General features: G+C 69.0%; 19 protein-coding genes. 10 read left to right on the plus strand and 9 right to left on the minus strand.

What is annotated here, in order from left to right:
• Position 1: 1 nt before the first annotated feature.
• The 6 genes from C6Y44_RS05100 to C6Y44_RS05125 all read right to left on the minus strand — a co-directional run bounded on the left by C6Y44_RS05100 (position 2) and on the right by C6Y44_RS05125 (position 6,109).
• Positions 2–274 carry a helix-turn-helix transcriptional regulator gene (locus C6Y44_RS05100; protein ID WP_159416576.1) on the minus strand — a complete coding sequence of 91 codons (273 nt, stop codon included), beginning with the start codon at positions 272–274 and terminating at the stop codon, positions 2–4.
• A 69-nt stretch (positions 275–343) separates the two neighbouring features.
• Positions 344–721 (minus strand): RNA-binding S4 domain-containing protein, encoded by a 378-nt coding sequence (locus C6Y44_RS05105; RefSeq protein ID WP_006551630.1) that lies wholly within the window; start codon positions 719–721, stop codon positions 344–346.
• A complete protein-coding gene (locus tag C6Y44_RS05110) occupies positions 722–2,359 on the minus strand; it encodes an ABC-F family ATP-binding cassette domain-containing protein (RefSeq protein WP_192378711.1) in 1,638 nt (545 codons plus the stop codon).
• Positions 2,360–2,427: 68 nt separating this feature from the next.
• Positions 2,428–3,792 carry an MFS transporter gene (locus C6Y44_RS05115; RefSeq protein ID WP_192378712.1) on the minus strand — a complete coding sequence of 455 codons (1,365 nt, stop codon included), beginning with the start codon at positions 3,790–3,792 and terminating at the stop codon, positions 2,428–2,430.
• A 116-nt stretch (positions 3,793–3,908) separates the two neighbouring features.
• The gene (locus C6Y44_RS05120) at positions 3,909–4,982 is read right to left on the minus strand and encodes a S1C family serine protease (RefSeq protein ID WP_192378713.1); all 1,074 of its coding nucleotides are present in this window, start codon (positions 4,980–4,982) and stop codon (positions 3,909–3,911) included.
• Positions 4,979–6,109 (minus strand): NAD(P)-binding domain-containing protein, encoded by a 1,131-nt coding sequence (locus C6Y44_RS05125; RefSeq protein ID WP_159419030.1) that lies wholly within the window; start codon positions 6,107–6,109, stop codon positions 4,979–4,981. Before C6Y44_RS05125 ends, C6Y44_RS05120 begins: the two co-directional genes overlap by 4 nt.
• A 131-nt stretch (positions 6,110–6,240) precedes the next feature.
• On the opposite strand from C6Y44_RS05125, the gene C6Y44_RS05130 reads away from it, so the two are divergent.
• The 3 genes from C6Y44_RS05130 to C6Y44_RS05140 are packed head-to-tail and all read left to right on the plus strand — an operon-like array spanning position 6,241 to position 8,043.
• A complete protein-coding gene (locus tag C6Y44_RS05130) occupies positions 6,241–7,131 on the plus strand; it encodes an SPFH domain-containing protein (RefSeq protein ID WP_159416572.1) in 891 nt (296 codons plus the stop codon).
• 12 nt (positions 7,132–7,143) lie between these two features.
• Positions 7,144–7,353 (plus strand): hypothetical protein, encoded by a 210-nt coding sequence (locus C6Y44_RS05135; RefSeq protein ID WP_060652022.1) that lies wholly within the window; start codon positions 7,144–7,146, stop codon positions 7,351–7,353.
• 6 nt (positions 7,354–7,359) lie between these two features.
• Positions 7,360–8,043 (plus strand): DUF2332 family protein, encoded by a 684-nt coding sequence (locus tag C6Y44_RS05140; protein ID WP_192378714.1) that lies wholly within the window; start codon positions 7,360–7,362, stop codon positions 8,041–8,043.
• Between the two features lie 50 nt (positions 8,044–8,093).
• Here the strand turns inward: C6Y44_RS05140 and C6Y44_RS05145 are convergent, their stop codons facing one another.
• Entirely contained in the window at positions 8,094–8,645 is a 552-nt protein-coding gene (locus tag C6Y44_RS05145; RefSeq protein WP_159416570.1) for a TetR/AcrR family transcriptional regulator, read from the minus strand.
• 118 nt (positions 8,646–8,763) lie between these two features.
• Between C6Y44_RS05145 and C6Y44_RS05150 the strand changes: the two genes are divergently transcribed.
• The 5 genes from C6Y44_RS05150 (at position 8,764) to C6Y44_RS05170 (ending at position 13,965) form a co-directional block, all read left to right on the plus strand.
• A complete protein-coding gene (locus tag C6Y44_RS05150; protein ID WP_225623728.1) occupies positions 8,764–9,150 on the plus strand; it encodes an SPW repeat protein in 387 nt (128 codons plus the stop codon).
• 76 nt (positions 9,151–9,226) lie between these two features.
• Positions 9,227–9,958, plus strand: a complete 732-nt coding sequence (locus C6Y44_RS05155; protein ID WP_192378715.1) for an enoyl-CoA hydratase — start codon at positions 9,227–9,229, stop codon at positions 9,956–9,958.
• Positions 9,955–11,088, plus strand: a complete 1,134-nt coding sequence (locus C6Y44_RS05160; RefSeq protein ID WP_120281583.1) for an MBL fold metallo-hydrolase — start codon at positions 9,955–9,957, stop codon at positions 11,086–11,088. The genes C6Y44_RS05155 and C6Y44_RS05160 overlap by 4 nt, the downstream gene beginning before the upstream one ends.
• A gap of 52 nt (positions 11,089–11,140) precedes the next feature.
• On the plus strand, positions 11,141–13,618 hold the full coding sequence (locus tag C6Y44_RS05165) for an HAD-IC family P-type ATPase (protein WP_192378716.1): 2,478 nt from the start codon (positions 11,141–11,143) through the stop codon (positions 13,616–13,618).
• A gap of 62 nt (positions 13,619–13,680) precedes the next feature.
• Entirely contained in the window at positions 13,681–13,965 is a 285-nt protein-coding gene (locus C6Y44_RS05170; RefSeq protein WP_120281585.1) for an antitoxin, read from the plus strand.
• A 24-nt stretch (positions 13,966–13,989) separates the two neighbouring features.
• On the opposite strand, the gene C6Y44_RS05175 is transcribed toward C6Y44_RS05170, so the two are convergent.
• The gene (locus tag C6Y44_RS05175; protein ID WP_192378717.1) at positions 13,990–14,946 is read right to left on the minus strand and encodes a TIGR03885 family FMN-dependent LLM class oxidoreductase; all 957 of its coding nucleotides are present in this window, start codon (positions 14,944–14,946) and stop codon (positions 13,990–13,992) included.
• A gap of 29 nt (positions 14,947–14,975) precedes the next feature.
• Positions 14,976–16,745 (minus strand): glycoside hydrolase family 15 protein, encoded by a 1,770-nt coding sequence (locus tag C6Y44_RS05180; RefSeq protein WP_225623729.1) that lies wholly within the window; start codon positions 16,743–16,745, stop codon positions 14,976–14,978.
• A gap of 151 nt (positions 16,746–16,896) precedes the next feature.
• Between C6Y44_RS05180 and C6Y44_RS05185 the strand changes: the two genes are divergently transcribed.
• Together C6Y44_RS05185 and C6Y44_RS05190 are read left to right on the plus strand one after the other, a co-directional pair.
• Positions 16,897–18,543, plus strand: a complete 1,647-nt coding sequence (locus tag C6Y44_RS05185; RefSeq protein WP_192378719.1) for a Na+/H+ antiporter — start codon at positions 16,897–16,899, stop codon at positions 18,541–18,543.
• Between the two features lie 53 nt (positions 18,544–18,596).
• Positions 18,597–20,111 carry a SulP family inorganic anion transporter gene (locus C6Y44_RS05190; protein ID WP_192378720.1) on the plus strand — a complete coding sequence of 505 codons (1,515 nt, stop codon included), beginning with the start codon at positions 18,597–18,599 and terminating at the stop codon, positions 20,109–20,111.
• Positions 20,112–20,183 lie beyond the last annotated feature (72 nt).

A 20,183-nucleotide genomic window follows, 5' to 3' on the forward strand; every position in this document is an offset into this window, starting at 1 on the left:
GTCAGGCCTCCTTTCGAGGCTTGTACAGCTCGGTCGACAACGGCGTGAACTCGGTACGGGAGAAGACGGCTTCGACCGGCAGTCCGAAGACATCGCAGATACGGAAGGCCAGATCGAGGCTCGGGTAGTGGTCGCCTCGTTCCAGGGCGCCGACGGTCTGCGGGTTCACCTCGACGAGTTCGGCCAGTTGCGCGCGGCTCAGTCCGCGTTCCGCGCGCAGGACGCGGATGCGGTTGTAGATGGGGAGTGTTTCCCCACGGCGTACCGGACTCATGGAACAAAGTGTTGTGAAAACACAACATTTTGTCAATAGATGAGGACGGATCGATAAGTCGTGGTGTTGTCAGTCGTCGTCGGCGAAACCGCGGAGACGGTCGAGTTCGCGGCGTTCCTTCTTCGTCGGACGGCCCGCCCCGCGGTCGCGACGGGGGAGCGCCGCGAGGATCTCCTTCGGCGGAGGCGGGGGACTGTGATCGATGTAGGCGGTCGCGGCGATCGGTGCACCCACGCGCTTGTTCACGAGCTGGGTGACCTCGACGATCTTCTCCGTACCGTGCGCGCGTACGCGGACCTCGGCTCCGATCGTCACCGGCGTCGACGGCTTGGCCGTCACACCGTCGACGCGGACGTGCCCGGCGCGGCACGCGCTCGCCGCGGCGGACCGGGTCTTGAACAACCGGACCGACCACGTCCAGCTGTCCACGCGCACGCTTCCACCCATCTACAGCAACTCCTCGCTCAGCTTCCCGTCGTCGAGCATCCATCGACGTGTCGTCCGTGTGGTCTCCAGCATGCGGCGATCGTGCGTGATCAGCAGCAGGGTTCCCTCGAAACTGTCGACGGCCTGCTCGAGTTGTTCGATCGCCGGCAGATCCAGGTGGTTGGTGGGTTCGTCGAGCACCAGCAGATTGACGCCGCGTGCCTGCAACAACGCGAGGCCCGCGCGGGTGCGTTCACCCGGCGACAACGACGACGCCGTCCGCAGGACGTGGTGACCCTTGAGGCCGAACTTCGCCAGCAGGGTCCGCACGTCGGCGTCCGGCCAGTCGGGCACGTTGCGCCCGAACGCCTCGACCAGCGGTTCGTCCCCTTCGAACAGGCTGCGGGCCTGATCGATCTCGCCGACGAGCACACCCGAGCCCAGCGACGCGCGACCGGAATCCGGCTCGATCGTGCCGAGCAGCAACCGGAGCAGCGTGGACTTCCCGGCGCCGTTCGGGCCGGTGACGACGATGCGGTCGCCCCACTCGACCTGCGTGGTGATCGGCCCGAGGACGAAGTCGCCCCGCCGGACGACGGCCTCGTCGAGGGTCGCGACCACCGTGCCGCTGCGCGGGGCGGCGGCGATGGACATGCGCAGTTCCCATTCCTTGCGCGGCTCCTCGACGACGTCGAGCCGCTCGATGCGCCGCTGCGTCTGACGCGCCTTCGCCGCCTGCTTCTCGGTGGCCTCCGCGCGATACTTGCGTCCGATCTTGTCGTTGTCCTTGGACTTGCGGCGCGCGTTGCGGACGCCGTGTTCGAGCCAGTTGCGTTGCATCCGAGCGCGTTCCTCGAGCTGCGACTTGGTGTCGGCGAACTCCTCGTACTGCTCACGCGCGTGCCGGCGAGCCACCTCGCGCTCGACGAGATACGCCTCGTACCCACCCTCGTAGACCGAGATCTGCTGTTGCACGGGATCGAGTTCGACGATGCCCGTCACGGTGCGCGCGAGGAACTCGCGGTCGTGGCTGACGACCACCAGTGCCGTGCGCGTCTCCTCGACGAACCGTTCGAGCCGTTCGAGGCCCGCCAGATCCAGGTCGTTCGTCGGTTCGTCGAGCAGGAGCACGTCGTAGCGCGAGAGCAGCAGCGCCGCCAACCCGGCGCGCGCGGCCTGGCCACCGGAGAGCGACGTCATCGGAGCGTCGAGACCGACGTCCAGACCGAGGTCGTCGACCACCTTCTCGGCGCGCTCGGCCAGGTCGGCGCCGCCGAGCGCCAGCCACCGTTCGAGGGCCGGGGTGTAGTCGTCCTCGCCGGACTCGCCGAGGCGCTCGGCGGCGGCGTTCATGACGCGTTCGGCCTCGGCGACACCGGTGCGCCGGGAGAGGAAGCCGAGGATCGTCTCGCCCGGCACCCGTTCGGGTTCCTGCGCGAGATAGCCGATCGTGGCGTCGGGCGGGCTGAGGATCACCGAGCCGGTGACATCGGCGTCACCGATCCCCGCGAGGGTCGTGAGCAACGTCGATTTCCCGGCGCCGTTGGCCCCCACGAGGCCGATCACGTCGCCGGGTGCGACGGTGAGATCGAGTCCGTCGAACAGGACACGTTCCCCGCGGGAGGCCGACAGGCCGTCGATACGAAGTGTTGCGCTCACGCTCCGAGTATCCCGGTCGAGGTGGACCCGGGTTCGGGCGCGGGTCCTCCGTGCCACGGAACCACCCGTCAACTCCGGCACTCCGCGGGGACGACCTCCTCGTCCACCGGGGCGACCTCCTCTGCCTCCACCGGGACGAGATCGAGCGGATCGGCGATCTCGTCGCGCGGCGTCCGGGCCGCGACGATCACGATCACGGCCGCGACGGCCGGCACGATCCCCGCCACCGCGAAGGTCGGCGCGAGCCCGACCGTGAGGGCCAGCGGTCCGGCCGCGGCCATCGACAGCGGCATGAACACGATCGAGACGAAGAAGTCGAGACTCGACACCCGGCCCAGCAGGTGCGCGGGTACCCGCCGTTGCAGCAGGGTGCCCCACACGACGGATCCGGCATTGAAGAGGGCGCCGACGACGAACACCGCCACGACCATGATCGGTACCGACCCGGAGACGCCGATGACGACGAGGGGGATGCAACCCAGCCCCCACATCAGGAGCGGGACGGTGAGATAGCGCCTCGGCAGCCGCAGCGACGCCACGAGCATCGACCCGACGGCCCCACCGACACCGAATCCGGCCATCACCATCGCGTGCTGCGACGGCCCGCCCCCGGTCGCCTCGCGGATCGCGAACGGGATCAGCACCTCGATCGGTCCGAGCACGCAGAAGACCACGACGGACCCGAACAGGAGCGTTCCGAGCAACCACGGCGTGCGCACGGTGAACCGCATACCCTCCGCGAGATCGTCGACCACGGAACGGAATCCGCTCGATCCACCGGCCTGCGTGTCGTCGCGGCGGACCGCGGTCGGGTGCATCGCGAGGATGCACAGCGCCCCGACCACCTCGAGGAGCGCGACCGTGCACATGGCGACCGCGGGGGACGAGGCGGCGACGACGGCGCTCGCCGCCGCCGGACCGGCCGCCTGCATGAGCGTCGGCCGGAGCACACCCTCGACACCGTTGGCGGCGAGCAGGTCCTGTGGCGGGACGATGGACGGCAACAGTGCCGAATAGGCCGGGAACTGGACGCCGTTGGCGAGTCCGAGTGCGAAACCCGCGACGGTGAGATGCCAGAACGCGATCGATCCGTTCACGGCGAGCGCAGCCGTCACCGCGACCAGCACCGCCCGTGCGATGTACGTCGCGAGGAGCAGGGTGCGCTGCGGGATCCGATCGGCGAGCACGCCCCCGAGAAGTGCGACGAGGAGCATGCCCACGGCCGGTCCCACTGCGACCGAGGACAGTTCGGCCGGGCCGCCACCCATCTCGACGACCTGCCACACCACCGCGATGAGCCAGGTGCCCACGGACAGCAGTCCCGCCGCGAGCGCCAGGATCAGCAGGCGGTACTGCGGATGGGCGAACGGCCGCACGGGCCCGCGCGCCAGGCGCGGACGCCGGTGCGTCGGTGATGCGGTGTGGTTGCTCATCGCGTTCCCCCGGTCGTCGGACGGTCCGATGAGATCTTGCGACCTCGAGGCGACTCGAGGTCAAGTGTCTTCGCCCCTCGGGCGACCGATCAACCGATTTTCCGTGGGCGTCGCCGTCAGCGTGCGGGTCCTGATTCGAGAACGATGTCAGCGGAACGTCTTTCGCCGTTCTCGATGGTCCACTCGATCGACACGACGTCGCCGGGGCGGTGACGGAGCAGACGTTCCTCGAGTTCCCCGGTCGACGAGACGCGCTCACCGTCGAACGACACCACGACGTCGCCGGCGTCGAGACCGGCGTGATAGGCGGGACTGTCGTAGGACACCCACAGCACCTCGGCCCCGAGATCCTGCCCGTCCCTGCGGGCGGTGGTGACGCTCGCGCCCAGCCGAGGTGTGGGGCCCACGTGCACCGACCCGTCGCTCACTCCCGTCCGAACCTGTTCGACGACCGTGATCGCCTCGGTGATGGGCACGGCGTACGCCTCGGGGGTCGTATCGGGCGAGGTGTCGGTGTTCCGCTGCACTGCACCCGCGGTGTTGATCCCCACGACCGTTCCGTACTCGTCGACGAGCGGCCCGCCGGAATCGCCCGGCCGGATCGGGGCGTCGGTGCGGATCATCCCCGTGAGGCGGTGACGCGAACCGTCCGTGGCGTCGCGGACCACCACATTGCGGTCGAACTCGACGATGGTGCCGGGGGTCGCCACGACGACCCCACCACCCTCGGAATTACCGAAGGCCGTCACCCGGCTGCCCACCGGCGGCAGGTCCTCGGCGATCGCGGCGGCCGGAAGATCGCTCGCGGTGCCGAGTCGCAGGACGGCGAGATCGCGTTCGCGGTCGTAGCCGAGGACCTCCGCGTCGTAGATCAGTCCGTTCGCACCGCTCACCGCGCTGATGTCGGTGGCTCCGCTCACCACATGATGATTCGTGACGACCGTGCCGTCGGGAGTGATCACGATCCCGGTGCCCGTCATGCCCGTCCATCCCGCGCTCGCGTCGATCGTCACGACGACCGGCAGGGTGCGGGCGGTGAGTTCGTCGGCGGTCAGCGGCGTCGGGGGAGGGGCGACCGGCGCCGGTGGTGGGGGAGGGAGCGCCACGTCGACCAGGGCCGGTGCCGATGCGACGAGGCTGGCGGTGGTCGCGAGCGCGACCAGCAGCACCGATCCGCCCCGCCCACTCACTGCTGCGGCACCTCGCCGGTGAGATGGTCGAGCAGTTCACGCGCCGCGGCGCGACCGGCGCGGTTCGCCCCGATCGTGGACGCCGACGGGCCGTAGCCGACGAGATGGACGCGCGGATCCTTCGCGACGCGGGTCGCGAGCCGGCCGTCCATCGTGATGCCGCCACCGGCGTTGCGCAACGACAACGGTGCGAGATGGTCGAGGGAACTCCGGAATCCGGTGCACCACAGGATGACGTCGACGTCGAGTGTCCGGCCGTCGCTCCATCGGACGCCGGTCTCGGTGATCTCGGAGAACATCGGGGACCGCTCCAGCGCGCCGCGTTCGCGCGCGGCCCGCAGCGCCGGGGTGAGCGGGAGCCCGGTGACGGAGACGACCGATCCGGGTGGCAGTCCGCGTCGTACCCGATCCTCGACGAGCGCGACGGCAGCGTGGCCACGCTCGGCCGTGAAAGGTTCCTCGCTCCACGCGGGTTCGCGTCGCGTCACCCAGGTGGTCTCGGTGACGCGGGAGATCTCGTCGAGGAGCTGGACCGCGGAGATGCCACCACCGACGACGAGCACGTGCTGCCCGGTGAACTCCTCGGCCGTTCGGTAGTCCTTGGTGTGCAGCTGCCGTCCGGTGAATCGCGCGGCGCCGGGATACCACGGGACGAAGGGCCGCTCCCAGGTGCCGGTCGCGTTGATGATGCCGCGTGCCGCGTAGACGGCCGACTCGGTCTCGACGCGCAGTCGCTCGCCGCGGTCGCACACGACCCGCACGGTGGTGGGGCGGTGGACGGGAAGGTCGAACTCCTTCTCGTAGGCGGCGTAGTACTGCGGTACCGCCGAGGCGGCCGGAACCTCTCCCGCGGAGGTGTCGACGACGTCCGCGAACGCGAGGCCGGGCAGGTCGTGGACGCCGTTGACGGTGCTCAGTGTCAGCGACGGCCAACGGTCCTGCCATGCCCCGCCGGGACCGAACGAGCGGTCGAGGACGACGAATCCGGTCTCGGGTGCGACTCCGAAGCGGGTGAGGAAGTAGGCGGTCGACAGACCGGCCTGCCCGGCGCCGATCACGACGATGTCGACCGGCGTCGCATCGGCGGTCTGTACCTCGGCCGCATCGAGTGCCTCGTCGGCGAGCATCGCGAGCCTCCCTCTCGGATCGTTGTCCTTCATCATGCCGCGATCGCGGCCGGTGCGCGGAGGGAACGCTGTCCGGGTCCCGAGAAATGTGATATCACTTTAATATCGCTTTGACTCTGGGAGGTAGGAACATGGATGTCGTGCAGTCGCCCGTGACCGTCGAGCGGCCGGGCCCCTCGTCCAACGGCTGGTCGGTGCTGATCGCCGCTCTGGTCGCAATCGCCGTCGGCGCCGGACTGATCGGCTGGGGAGCGGTGGACGTCACCGTCCCGCTGATCGTCGCCGGTGGCGTCATCGTCGTGCTCGCCCTCGTGGCACTCGCCGGACTCGTCCTCGTCGAACCGAACGAGGCCCGCGTCCTCCAGCTCCTCGGCAGCTCGTACACCGGCACCCTGCGCGAACCCGGTCTGCGCTGGATGAACCCGCTCAACACCCGCCGCAAGATCTCCACCCGCATCCGCAACCACGAGACGGGCAGAGCCAAGGTCAACGATGCCGACGGCAACCCCATCGAGATCTCGGCGGTCATCGTGTGGCAGGTCGAGGACACCGCGCGCGCCGTCTTCGACGTCGACGACTTCGAGGAGTTCGTCGCCGTCCAGACCGAGGCCGCGGTCCGCCACATCGCCGGTTCGTACCCGTACGACGCTGCGCCGGAAGTGATGTCGCTGCGTCAGAACGCCGACGAGATCACCACCAAGCTCTCGGCCGAGGTCCACGACCGCGTGCAGTCCGCCGGTATCCGCGTCATCGAGACCCGCATCAACCAGCTCGCCTACGCACCCGAGATCGCCCAGGCGATGCTGCGACGTCAGCAGGCCGGCGCCGTCATCGCCGCCCGCGAGCAGATCGTCAAAGGTGCCGTCTCGATGGTCGGCACCGCCCTGGCCCGCCTCGAGGCCGAGCACACCGTCGAACTCGACGAGGAACGCAAGGCCGCGATGGTCTCGAATCTCCTCGTCGTGTTGTGTGGAGACCAGAGTGCTCAGCCCGTCCTCAACACGGGATCGCTGTACCAGTAGGGATCATGCGGCATGGCCGAACGTAAGAAGGTGCTGCTGCGCCTCGACCCGGCAGTCCACGACGCGCTCGCGCGGTGGGCTGCCGACGAGTTGCGCAGCACCAACGCCCAGATCGAGTTCCTGCTCCGGCGGGCCCTCACCGAGGCCGGCCGAATGCCGCGCGAGGTGGGGCGCATACGCGGACCGGGCCGTCCGCGTGCCGATGCCGACGACGAGGAGTGAGCAGACATGGCCGGCACGGCACGACGGGAAGGTGCCACCGACGAGACGGGTCGCTACGCGGTGCTCTATCCCGCGCTCGCCGAGGCGGCCCACCGCGTAGGCGCGACCGCGATCGGTCTGATCGACGTGGGACGCCCCGCGGCGCTGAACCTGTGCGTCGACCGAGTGGGCATCACCTACAGCGACGGGGTGTTCCTGGGCGACCCGGATTCTCCTGTGCAGGAGAGCTGTTCGATCGTCCACGGCGGGTCGGTTCCCGACCGGGCGATGCCTCCGGTGGTCGCGCGCGTCGCCGTGACGCGCCACCGCCCCGACGTCGAGGACGCCCTGCTCGCCGAGGACGCACCCGTCCGGTTCTGCGGCGACGTCGTGGAGCTGCTGCCCGAGGCGATCGCGGCGGTACCCGAGGGTGCCCTGCCGGTCGTGACGACCACCTGGGCGCTGTCGCGTCTGGCGATTGCGCGGCGCCCGTCGTTCGTCGACCGCCTTCGCGAGGCTGCCGGGAAGCGGACGGTCGCGTGGGTGTCGGCCGAGGGTGTCGGTGTCGCGCCGTCGGTCCCGACGCTCGGTGATCGTCCGGCCTCCGGCCACAGCATCGTCGGCATCGCGCTGTACGAGGGTGCCGAGCAACGGGTGGATGCGGTGGCGCGCTGCTGGTCGCGGGGCCGAATTCTCGACTGGTTTCACTGATTTCGGTGGTTCCACCCCAGCTCGGCGGGCTCGGATCCACCTGAACCCGATCAGGCGGCGAAGGTCGGTAGCAGGGTCCGCGTGATGCGAGCGGGCCAGTCCTCGTCCACCTCGCCGCGGCGCGCCTGCTCGGCGAAGTAGGCCCCGACCACGCAGTCCAGGAAGGTCTCCACATCGAGATCGGCGCAGACGGTTCCGTCGTCGCAGTGGCGTCGGATCGTCTCGGCGAGCACCTGCCGGTGGCGCATCAACAGTGACCGCATCAGCTCGGTGAACCACGGTTCCTGTTCGGTGACGAGCGCCGCGAGCCCCCCGAGCCCGATGCCCTCGTCGACGGAGAGGCGGGACTGCTCCACCACCCACCGCAGGAGCTCTTCGGCCGTGGCCTCCGGTGCCGGTGCCGTCGGCCGGGTGAGGGGTTCCATCACCGCCTTCAGCATTTCACTGCGGTCCCGGTACCGGCGGTAGATCGTGGTCCGAGCCATGCCCGCGAGGTTCGCGACGGCCTCGATCGTGACGGCCTTGGGCCCCTTCGTGCGCAGCAGTGCGAGCACGGCGTCGGCGATCCGCTGTTCGGGTGGGGATGTCGTCGCGGGTTCCATCGTCTCCGGCCTTCTGTGTGGTGAGTCGAGTCTCCATCGAAGCATGCCCACCGACATGACGCTACACTGGATGTAGCTACACAACATGTAGCGTATCGATGAATCAGGAGGCTCGGAATTGTCTGCTCGCACGTCGTGGCCGGGAGGAATCGCGCTGTTCCTCGGCCTGCTCACCATGTCGTCCTCGTTCTGGACCGAGACCACCGCACTCGGCCGCGGAGCGACCCTGGGATTCGGTGCGCTGGCAAGCATCTATGCGCTGTGGTCGCTGATCGCGCGCGATCCCACGAAGGATCACTGGGCCCTGTCGGTGGTGGGTCTGGCCATGCTGGTCTCGCCGTGGGTCGGGCAGTTCGCGGGCGACGGCGCCGCATGGACCGCGTGGATCTCCGGTGCGTTGATCATGGCCCTCGGTGCCACCGCCTACCTTGCGGACGATTCGGCCGACCTCACGCGACGAGTCGAGCACGAGGAGCGGGCGAACTACGAGGCCGCCCTGCGCTGATCCCGTCTTCGGGACATGCCGCCCGTCGCTGATGGAATGATGCGGTGTGTCCGGTGACGAAGGGATGGGGCGACACATGATCGGGATCAGCCGCGACGGCGACGTCGTGACCGTGGAACTGCAACGCGAGGAGCGTCGTAACGCGCTCAACACGCAACTGTGCGTGGAGATCCGCGAAGCGGTGGACAAGGCCGTGGCGGACGACGCGCGTGTCGTGGTGATCACCGGGCGGGGCACGAGCTTCTGCGCCGGGGCCGATCTCTCCGGCGACGTCTACGCCGAAGGGTTCACCGACAGCCTCGCCGAGACGCTGCGCACCATCGTCGAGGCCCCGATCCCGGTGATCGCGGCCGTCAACGGCCCGGCCATCGGTGCCGGCACCCAGCTGACGCTCGCGGCGGATCTGAGGGTCGTGGCGCCCACTGCACGTTTCTCGGTTCCTGCTGCGCGCCTGGGCATCTCGGTGGATCGGTGGACGGTCCGGCGACTCGCCTCGCTCATCGGCGGCGGTCCGGCACGCGCGGTCTTCCTCGCCGCCGAACCCGTCCACGCCGAGGAAGCTCTCGCGCGTGGGCTCGCCAATCGCATCGGCGACCTCGCCGACGCGCAGGCATGGGCGCACGAGATCGCGAAGCTCGCGCCGCTGTCGCTGAACGCGATGAAGTTGTTCCTCAACGACGACGGCACCCGCGACGAGGCCACGCCCGAGCAGACCGCCGCACTCGCCGCGGCGTGGCTCAGCGAGGACGCCCAGGAGGCCAGGCTCGCTCGTGCCGAGCGCCGCGACCCGATCTTCCGCGGACGATGAACATCCGGTCCGCCGTCTCGGCCGCGCTCGCCGGAGCGGGCACGCTGTGGGTCGCGCGCGCCGTGAACGGCCTGCCCGGTTCCATCGGCGCCTCGGTCTCCGACATCCGTCCCTACGCCGCCGCGTCGCCCCGCTACCGCGACGGTCGTTTCCACAACACCGACCCGGCGTCCGTGCTCGGCCCCGAGGCGGCGGGCGGTTTCGCGAAGGACCTGCTCACCCGCGGATCGCGGGGGAGACCTCGCACCGAGGTGCCGTTGTCGACCTATCTCGCGCCGGTCGACGCGGCGGAACTCGCCGTGACGTGGTTCGGGCACTCGACCGCCCTCGTCGAGGTCGACGGCTACCGGGTGCTGTGCGACCCGGTGTGGAGCGAACGCGTGTCACCCTCACCCACCGTCGGCCCGGCACGTCTGCATCCGGCGCCTGTCGAACTGCAGACCCTGCCGCGTCTCGACGCGGTGGTGATCTCGCACGACCACTACGACCATCTCGACCGGTTCACGGTCGAGAGCCTCGCCGTGCTGCAACCGACCGTCCGGTTCGTCGTGCCGCTCGGGGTGGGCGCGCACCTGCGCCGCTGGCGGATCGCCGAGGAACGCATCGTCGAACTCGACTGGGACGAACACGTCGAGGTGGACGGCCTGCGCATCACGTGCACCGAGGCCCGGCATTTCTCCGGGCGCGGCCTGCAGCGCAACATCACGTTGTGGTCGTCGTGGGTGTTCACCGGGCCGACGCGCCGGGTGTTCTTCGGCGGTGACAGCGGCTACACCCCGCGGTTCGCCGACGTCGGCGAGGCCTACGGTCCGTTCGACCTGACATTGCTGCCCGTGGGTGCCTACGACAAGCGATGGCCCGACGTGCACATGAACCCCGAGGAAGCGGTGCGCACGCATCTCGACCTCGGTGGCGTCGACCGTCGCGACAGTCTGCTGGTCCCCGTGCACTGGGGAACCTTCGACCTCGCCTTCCACGCCTGGTCGGAGCCCATCACCCGGTTGCTGCCCGCCGCGCGGGAGTCGGAGGTGACCACCGCGGTGCCGATGCCGGGTCAGCGGATCGACGTGTCGAAGTCCGATGCGTCGAAGCCCGTCGCGGTCGATCCGTGGTGGCTCACGTCGAGCTGATCCACCTGCCGCGGCACCGGCTGTTCGCTTTCGTGCCCTAATCTGGTTCGTCATGGCAGTAGAAGAGCCCACGACGGTGGTGGGAACGGACGAGGCGCCGGTCCTCGCATCCGACCATGCAGCCACCGGGCTGTCCACCGAGCAGGTCGCCGAGCGTGTGGCACGTGGCCTCACCAACGATGTCCCCGACCGCGCGTCCCGATCGGTCAAGGACATCGTCCGGGCCAACGTGTTCACCCGGATCAACGCGATCCTCGGGGTGCTGCTGCTGATCGTGCTGGCCACCGGCTCGATCATCGACGGCATGTTCGGTCTGCTGATCATCGCGAACAGCGGCATCGGCATCATCCAGGAGGTGCGCGCCAAGCGCACCCTCGACAAGCTGGCCATCGTCAGCCAGACGAAACCCGTCGTGCGCCGGGACGGCGTCGCCGCACCGATCGCTCCGCGCGAGGTGGTCCTCGACGACATCATCGAGCTCGGCCCCGGCGACCAGCTGGTCGTCGACGGCGAGGTGGTCGAGGCCCAGGGTCTCGAACTGGACGAGTCGCTGCTGACGGGCGAGTCGGATCCCGTGCACAAGGTGCCCGGTTCGACGGTCATGTCGGGCAGCTTCGTCGCCTCCGGCTCCGGCTCCTACCGTGCGACGAAGGTCGGTCGCGACGCCTACGCGGCGCGACTCGCGGAAGAGGCGAGCAAGTTCACACTCGTGAAGTCGGAGCTGAACGCGGGCATCAACAAGATCCTGCGTTTCATCACCTACCTGATGATCCCCGCGGGTCTGCTCATCATCTACAACCAGCTCTTCTCCAGCGGCGAGTCGCTCGGCCCCGCGCTGAGCGGCATGGTCGCCGCCCTCGTGCCGATGGTGCCCGAAGGTCTCGTGCTCATGACGTCCATCGCGTTCGCGGTCGGTGTCGTCCGCCTCGGACGTCGTCAGTGCCTCGTTCAGGAGCTGCCGGCGATCGAAGGCCTCGCGCGCGTCGACGTGGTGTGTGCCGACAAGACCGGCACGCTCACCGAGAACGGCATGCGCCTGTCCGATCTCGAGCCCCTCGACGGCAGCAACCTCGACGAGGCCCGCGCCGCCCTGGCCGCGCTCGCGGCCGACGACCCGCGTCCGAACGCCAGCGTCCTCGCGATCGCCGAGGCGTTCCCCACCGCCCCCGGCTGGGGCGAGCCCACCGCGGTCGCGCCGTTCTCGTCGGCGAAGAAGTGGAGCGGCCAGTCGTACGGCACCCACGGCAACTGGCTGCTCGGCGCACCCGACGTGCTGCTCGACCCCGGCACCGAGGCGGCGCGACGCGCCGAGGAACTCGGCTCGAGCGGGCTGCGGGTGCTGCTCCTCGCATGCAGCGACCGCCCGGTCGACGACGAACTCGCCCCCGGCACGGTCACGCCCGTCGCGCTCGTCGTCCTCGAACAGCGGGTGCGCCCGGACGCGAAGCCGACCCTCGAGTACTTCGCCGGCCAGCAGGTCGACGTCAAGGTCATCTCCGGCGACAACGCGATCGCCGTCGGTGCGGTCGCCTCGTCGCTCGGCCTGCCGGGTAGTGCGTCTCCCATCGACGCGCGTTCCCTGCCGGAGGGCGAGAACGAACTCGCCGACGTCGTCGAAGGCTCGACGACCTTCGGCCGGGTCCGTCCCGATCAGAAGCGCTCGATGGTCGGCGCGCTGCAGTCGCGCGGCCACACCGTCGCGATGACCGGCGACGGCGTCAACGACGTGCTCGCCCTCAAGGACGCCGACATCGGAGTCGCGATGGGGTCGGGCAGTCCCGCGACCCGCGCGGTCGCACAGATCGTCCTTCTCGACAACAAGTTCGCGACGCTGCCCTATGTGGTGGCCGAGGGTCGCCGGGTCATCGGCAACATCGAACGCGTCTCCAACCTGTTCCTCACCAAGACGGTGTATTCGGTGCTGCTCGCCTTCCTGGTAGGCATGTCGGGTGTGCTGTCGCAGGTGTTCGACTTCGAGCCGTTGCCCTATCCGTTCCTGCCGCGGCACGTGACGATCGCGGCGTGGTTCACCATCGGCATCCCCGCTTTCCTGCTGTCGCTGGCACCGAACAACGAGCGGGCACGCTCGGGCTTCGTCTCCCGCGTGATGCGGCTGGCGATCCCGTCGGGGGTGGTCGTCGGTGTGGCGACCTTCGTCTGTTACGTGCTCGTCTACGGCGGCCCGGAGCAGACCGAGCAGCAGAAGATCCAGGCCGGCACCTCGGCCCTGATCACCTTGCTGATCATCGCGCTGTGGGTGCTCGCCGTGGTCGCCCGCCCGTACCAGTGGTGGAAGATCGCGCTGCTCGCCGGTTCGGTGCTCGGCTACGTGATCCTGTTCTCGGTGCCGTTCACCCGGGAGTTCTTCGCACTCGATCCGTCGAACGTCGCGTACTCGACGATCGCGGTGACGTGCGGGCTGATCGGAGTCGTTCTCGTCGAGGCCCTGTGGTGGGTGTCGGGACGTCTCCACGGGGAGCGCCGCCGCCTGTTCGCCGCCCCCGACGATCTGCTGCCGGGCGTACACTGACCCGCAGCGCACGGATCGGTGCGCCCGAACCTCACGGCGATCCGACGAGGGAAGGACGAACGATGGGTTTCATGGATTCGGTGAAGGGCCTTGTGAACAAGGGCAAGGACTACGCCTCGAAGAACCCCGACAAGGCCGATCAGTTCATCGAGAAGGCCGGCGACCAGGTGGACGGACGTACCGGCGGGAAGTACGCGCAGCACGTCGACAAGGCGCAGGATGCGGCCCGTCGACATCTGGGTACCACCGACAATCCCGCACCGGGCGCGCAGCCCGGACCTGGCGGGGAGCCCGGTCCGGAGGGTGGTCCCGGCCCCGAAGCGCAACCGGGTCCGCGTCAACCCTGATCGAGGCAGGGGCGGCAGCCCCGTTCACGGCAGGTACGGCAGTACGGTGTCGCCGAAGGTGTCGATGAACGGGCGCTGATCCGGCCCCACATGGTGCAGATAGATCTCGTCGAAACCGAGTTCGGCGAATTCGCACAAGCGGTCGACGTGTTCGGCGGGATCGTCGGACACGATCACCGCGCCCTCGAGGTCGCCGTCGTCGAGTTCGGCGGCGCGGGCCTCGAATTCCTCGGGCGTGGCGAGTTCTGCCATGAGGTCCGGCGGTAGGGCGTTCGTCGCCCACTGTTCCCGTGCGATCTCCCGAGCGCGCTCCCGCGTGGGCGCCCAACTCAGATGGACCTGCAGCACGGTCCGTCCGCGTCCGCCCCCGTCGCGGTAGGCGCCGAGGATCCGCCGCAGCTCCTCGAGCGGGGCGTTCACGGTGACGAGCCCGTCGACCCGGTCGGCGAAACGACCGGCCGTCTCGGGAGTCAGTGCGGGAAGCAGAATGTCGGGAGGAGTCTCCGGCCGGTCCCAGACCCGTCCGCGGTCGACCTTCACCGCGCCGTCGTGGTCGACGACTTCGCCCGCGTGCAGGCGTCGCACGATGTCGAGGTTCTCGCCGAGGAGTTGCTGCCGTTCCTCCTTGGGTGGCCAGGCGACTCCGGACATACGTTCGTTGCAGTGCTCGCCGCTGCCGAGTGCGAACCAGAAGCGCTGCGGGAACATCGATGCCAGAGTGGCGGTGGCCTGGGCGGTGACGACGGGGTGGTAGCGGAAGCCGGTCGCGGTGACGACGCCGAAACGTAGGTCCGTGGTGGCCAGGGCCGCTCCGAGCCACGACCACGCGAACCCCGAGTGTCCCTGGCGGTGCGACCACGGTTCGATGTGGTCCGAGCACATGGCCGCCCCGAAACCGGCCGCTTCCGCGAGCCGGACGTCTTCGAGCAGGCGGGATGGGGACGCCTGTTCGTGTGAGGCGTGAAAACCTATCAGCGTCATACCTGTCCGCTCCTCCGGTCGATCGGCGATCAGTACTTCTCGATGAGGGTCAGTGCAGCCGTCATGAGTGCGAGGTGGCTCAGTCCCTGGGGGAGATTGCCGAGGAAAGTGCCGTCCTCGGCGATCATCTCCGAGTACAGGCCCACGTCGTTGGCGAGCGGTACGAGTTCGCCCATCAGTTCGGCGGCCTCGTCGGCCCGTCCCGTCTCGGCCAGTGCCGCGACCATCCAGAACGCACAGGCGACGAACGTCCCTTCCTCCTTGTCGGCGCCGCTGAACCGGTAGAGCAGCGGCCCGCGACCGAGTTCCCGTCGCAGGGCGTCGCAGGTGGCCTGCATGCGCGGACCCCGGTCGTATCCGCCGACGGCTCCGAGCAGGACGGACGCGTCCAGCCGATCGGTGCCGGGATAGGCGGTGTAGCAACCCAGTTCGTCCGACCAGCAGTTCTCTTCGATCCAGTCGCGGATGAGATCGCGTTCGCGGCGCCAGCGATCCGCCGTTCCCGGGATCTGCCCGACCTCGGCGAGATGGACGGCGCGGTCGAGCGCGTGCCAGCAGCTCATCTTCGAGTTCGTGTAGTGCTGGCGGTCGAGCAGCTCCCAGATGCCGTGATCGGCCTGTTGCCAGACATCGCAGGTGTGGTCGGCGATGCGGGCGAGCAGACGCGCGGTCGCGATGTCGAGCACGTAACCCTCACTGCTGTAGAGGGTCACGATCTCGAACAGGTCGCCGTAGATCCCGAGCTGCACTTGGCCTGCGGCCCTGTTCCCCTCGACCACCGGGCCGATACCGCGCCAACCCGGAACATCCAGCCGCCGTTCGTCGTCGGGAGTTCCGCCGTCGAGCCGGGTGAACACCTCCGCATCGGCGCCCTGATCGCGCACCACGCGGAGCAACCAGCTCATCGCGGCGTGCACCTCCTCGCGATCGCCGAGACGGATCAGCGCGTGCAGGGTGTAGGCGGCGTCGCGCACCCAGGCGAAACGGTAGTCCCAGTTCTTCTCGCCGTCCGGGCTTTCCGGGACCGACGTCGTCGCCGCTGCGGCGATCGCGCCCGATCGGTTCTGCAACAGTTTCAGTGCGAGCGCGCTCCGGATCACCGCGTCGGCCCACGGTCCGTCGTAGTGCAGGAGCGACGACCACTGCTTCCACCGGTCGACGGTACGGTCGATGTTGGCGTCGATCGCGTCGGCGTCGGGCAACGGCAGGGGTTCGTTCTCCGTCGACAGCACAGCGATCAGGTGCCGGGATCCGGCCGAGGTGACGAAACCGCCGCCGATCGAGCAGTGCTCGATCACCGGTTCACCGGTGCCGGACGTGCGGACCCCGATGCTCACGGTCCCCACGCGCAGGACGGGTCCGTGTTCGGTTCGGTCGCACCAGGGCTGGTACCGGCCCAGTCCGGTGCCGGGGGCGACCGTCCAGCGCATCGCGACCTCGCCGTCCAGGCCTTCGACGCGGCGGGCGAGCTCACCCCAGGGCAACCGCCCGGCGACACCCGTATCGATCGAGTCGGTCACCCGGACCCGGCCCTGTGCGGTGGTGAAGACGGTGCTCAGCACGTTCGTGCCCGGCACGTATGCGCGTTCGACGGTGAACTCGTCGACAGGCTGCAACTCGACGGAACCGCCCGCCGGTGCGTCGAGCAGTCGTGCGAAGACGGGGTGCGAATCGAGGAGCGGTACCGGATACCAGTCCACCGAACCGTCCTCGGCGACGAGGGCGACGGTGTCGCCGTCGCCCAGCGCGGCGTAGGTGCGCAGGTCCGCATAGCCGTCGTCGTCGCGGGCTGGGATCACACGCACTCCTCGCTGGGGCCGGGTACACGGCGGTCGATCGGTTGCATACCCCGACCGGGTCGGAGCAAACGACCTGCACGTTCGCGACGGCCGACCGCCGGCTGTGTCACCATCACACCGTGAACCGGACGCCTGGCACGGTGCCGTCGCGATGAACGGCGCGTGGATCCTGCTGGTCGTCATCGCCGGGATCGCGGTGACCGCCCTCGCGTCGCGACGCGACCTGCAGGCCCCGCTCGTGCTCGTCGCCGTCGGAGCACTGGTGTCGTTCGTGCCGGGTCTGCCGAGGCTCGAACTGGATCCGGAGATCATTCTCGGGGTCGTCCTGCCGCCGCTGTTGTATTCGTCGGCCCTGAGGTTCTCGGTTCCTACCTTCCGGCAGTATCTGCCGTCGATCCTGCGGCTCGGGATTTATACGGTGCTCGTCACGGCGTTCGTCGTGGCGTGGACGGCGTCCGCGATGATGACGGCGCTGTCCTTCGGTGCGGCGCTCGCTCTCGGCGCGGTCGTCGCACCGACCGACGCGGTCAGTGCCGTCGCCGTGGGGCAACGGCTCGGACTGCCGAAACGGGTCATCGCGGTGCTGACCGGGGAGGGTCTGGTCAACGACGCCACCGCCCTGACCCTGTTCACCGTGGCGATTTCGGCCGTCACGGGAACACACATCCTCGCTGATTCGCCGCTCCTGTTCTTCCTCTACGAGGTCGCGGGTGGGGTCGCTGTCGGTCTGGCACTCGCATACATCGTCCACCTGATCCGCGTCCGGATGTACGACTCGCCGCTCGAGACCGTGCTGGGGCTGGTGCTGCCGTTCGCGGCGTATCTCGCCGCCGAGGAGCTCCACGCCTCGGGAGTGCTCGCCGTCGTCGCTGCCGGACTGTTCATCGGGCACCGTGCCACCGAGGTCTCGGTGAGCACGCGACTGCAGGAACGCGCGGTGTGGAAGAGCATCGACGTGGTGCTCGAGACGTTCGTCTTCGCCTACATGGGCCTGCAACTGCGGTTCGTCCTCGACGAGGTCCGCGACAGCGGCGCCGACCTGCGCCTCGCGTTGCTCGGTGCGGTGGTGATCCTGCTCGTCGTCATGATCGTGCGACCTGCGTGGGGTCTGCTGCACTGGGGCCGGCGCGCGCTCGTGCGGCGCGCCGGATCCGAACGCCTCGGCCGCGACCAGCTGAACTTCCGGGAACACGTCGTGGTGTCGTGGGCGGGAATGCGCGGGGTCGTCACCCTCGCCGCGGCCGGTGGGGTGCCCGTGGTGATCGCATCGGGTGCTCCCTTCCCCGGCCGCGAGATGATCCAGATCTCCGCGCTGGTCGTCGCCATCGGCACACTCCTCATCCAGGGCGCGACGATGCCGTGGCTCATCCGCCGACTCGAGGTCACCGACCCCTACGAGCGGCTGCGGACCGAGGAACAGATGACCGTGGCCCGCAGGATCTCGGCGGAGTCCAGCGACCGTGTGCTTGCCGAACTCGCCGCGCAGCCACCCGACGGCGTGGACCCGGAGATCTACGACAGGCTGCTGGCCAAAGCACGCACGTCGCTCCGGTCGCGGCAGGAGGCAGAGACCGTCGAGGACGCGGCTGCAGACGCGGGAGCGCGACTGGCCGCGCTGTTCGACGACATCCGGCGAGCGTCCCTACGGGCGCGACGACAGGATCTCATCGACGCCCGCGATCGTGGGGAACTCGACGACGAGATCCTCCGCGACGTGCTCGAGAGCCTGGACATCGACGAAGCGGCGGTGGAGGAGCGCATCCGCCGCCGGCGCCGGGAAGACGGTCCGCAGCGGTAGCGCGACGGTGCACAACGGTCGGGCGACAGGGCGCAACGGTAGACTTTCCGCAAGTGAACACCCCGCACGGCCCGGAACAGGTGCCGCACGATCCCCGCACCGACGTCTCCGTGCGATTCGCTCTCCGGTCGACTGCTCGTCTCAAGACCGAACTCCTGGCCGGCCTGGTCGTGGCGCTCGCCCTGATCCCCGAAGCCATCGCCTTCTCCGTGATCGCCGGTGTCGACCCCCGGGTCGGGCTGTTCGCCTCGGTGACCATGGCGATCACCATCGCGATCGTCGGCGGACGGCCCGCGATGATCTCGGCGGCGACCGCAGCGGTGGCGCTCGTGATCGCTCCGGTGTCCGAGCAGTACGGTGTGGACCATCTCATCGCGACCGTGATCCTCGGCGGCATCTTCCAGGTGCTGCTCAGCTTCCTCGGCGTGGCCAAACTCATGCGGTTCGTGCCGCGCAGCGTCATGGTCGGCTTCGTCAACTCGCTCGCAATCCTCGTCTTCGTCGCCCAGATTCCGCATCTCGTGGACGTGCCGTGGATGGTCTATCCGCTGGTGGCGGCAGGTCTGCTGGTGCTGGTGTTCCTCCCGAAGATCACCGAGGCCGTACCGGCTCCGCTCGTCACGATCGTGCTCCTCACCGTCGTGACGGTGGCCTTCTCTCTGAACGTGCCGGATGTCGCGGACCAGGGTGAACTGCCCGAGAGCCTGCCCTCGCTCTTCTTCCCGGACGTGCCGCTGACCTTCGAGACCCTCCGGACCCTCGCGCCGTACGCGCTCGCGATGGCCCTCGTCGGCCTCATGGAATCGCTGATGACGGCCAAGCTCGTCGACGACATCACCGACACCCGGTCGGACAAGACCCGCGAGGGCTGGGGTCAGGGCATCGCCAACATCGTCACCGGATTCTTCGGCGGCATGGGCGGCTGCGCCGTCGTCGGCCAGACCATGATGAACGTGAAGGTCTCCGGGGCACGGACCCGTCTGTCCACCCTGGCGGCCGGCGTGTTCCTGCTGATCCTCGTGGTCGCGCTCGGCGACATCGTCGGGTTGGTCCCGATGGCCGCCCTCGTCGCCGTGATGATCATGGTGTCGATCGCGACGGTCGACTGGCACAGCGTGCACCCGCGGACGCTGCGGTTGATGCCGCTCAGCGAGACCGTCGTCATGGTCGTCACGGTCGTCGCCACGGTGAGCACCGGCAATCTCGCGATCGGAGTGTCGCTCGGAGTGCTCACCGCGATGGTGCTGTTCGCCCGCCGCGTCGCGCACATGACCACCGTCGAGAGAACCCTCACGAGCGACGACACGTGCACCTACCAGGTCACGGGGGAGCTGTTCTGGGCGTCGAGCAACGATCTCGTCTTCCAGTTCGACTACGTCGGCGACCCGGAGAACGTCGTCGTCGACCTCACGGCCGCCGACATCTGGGACGCGTCCACTGTCGCGACCTTCGATGCGATCCAGCAGAAGTACGCGGCCAAGGGCAAGACGGTCACCATCGTCGGACTGGACGGCGCGAGCCTCGAACGCCTCCGCCGGTTGTCCGGCCGACTCGGCGGGGAGAACTGACCGCGCATCCCCGGAGCAGGCCGCCGTTGTCGAGGCGCAACTCGACGTCGGATCGATTCGACGTAACGTGAG

It is taken from the genome of Rhodococcus rhodochrous (assembly GCF_014854695.1).
Lineage (GTDB): Bacteria > Actinomycetota > Actinomycetes > Mycobacteriales > Mycobacteriaceae > Rhodococcus.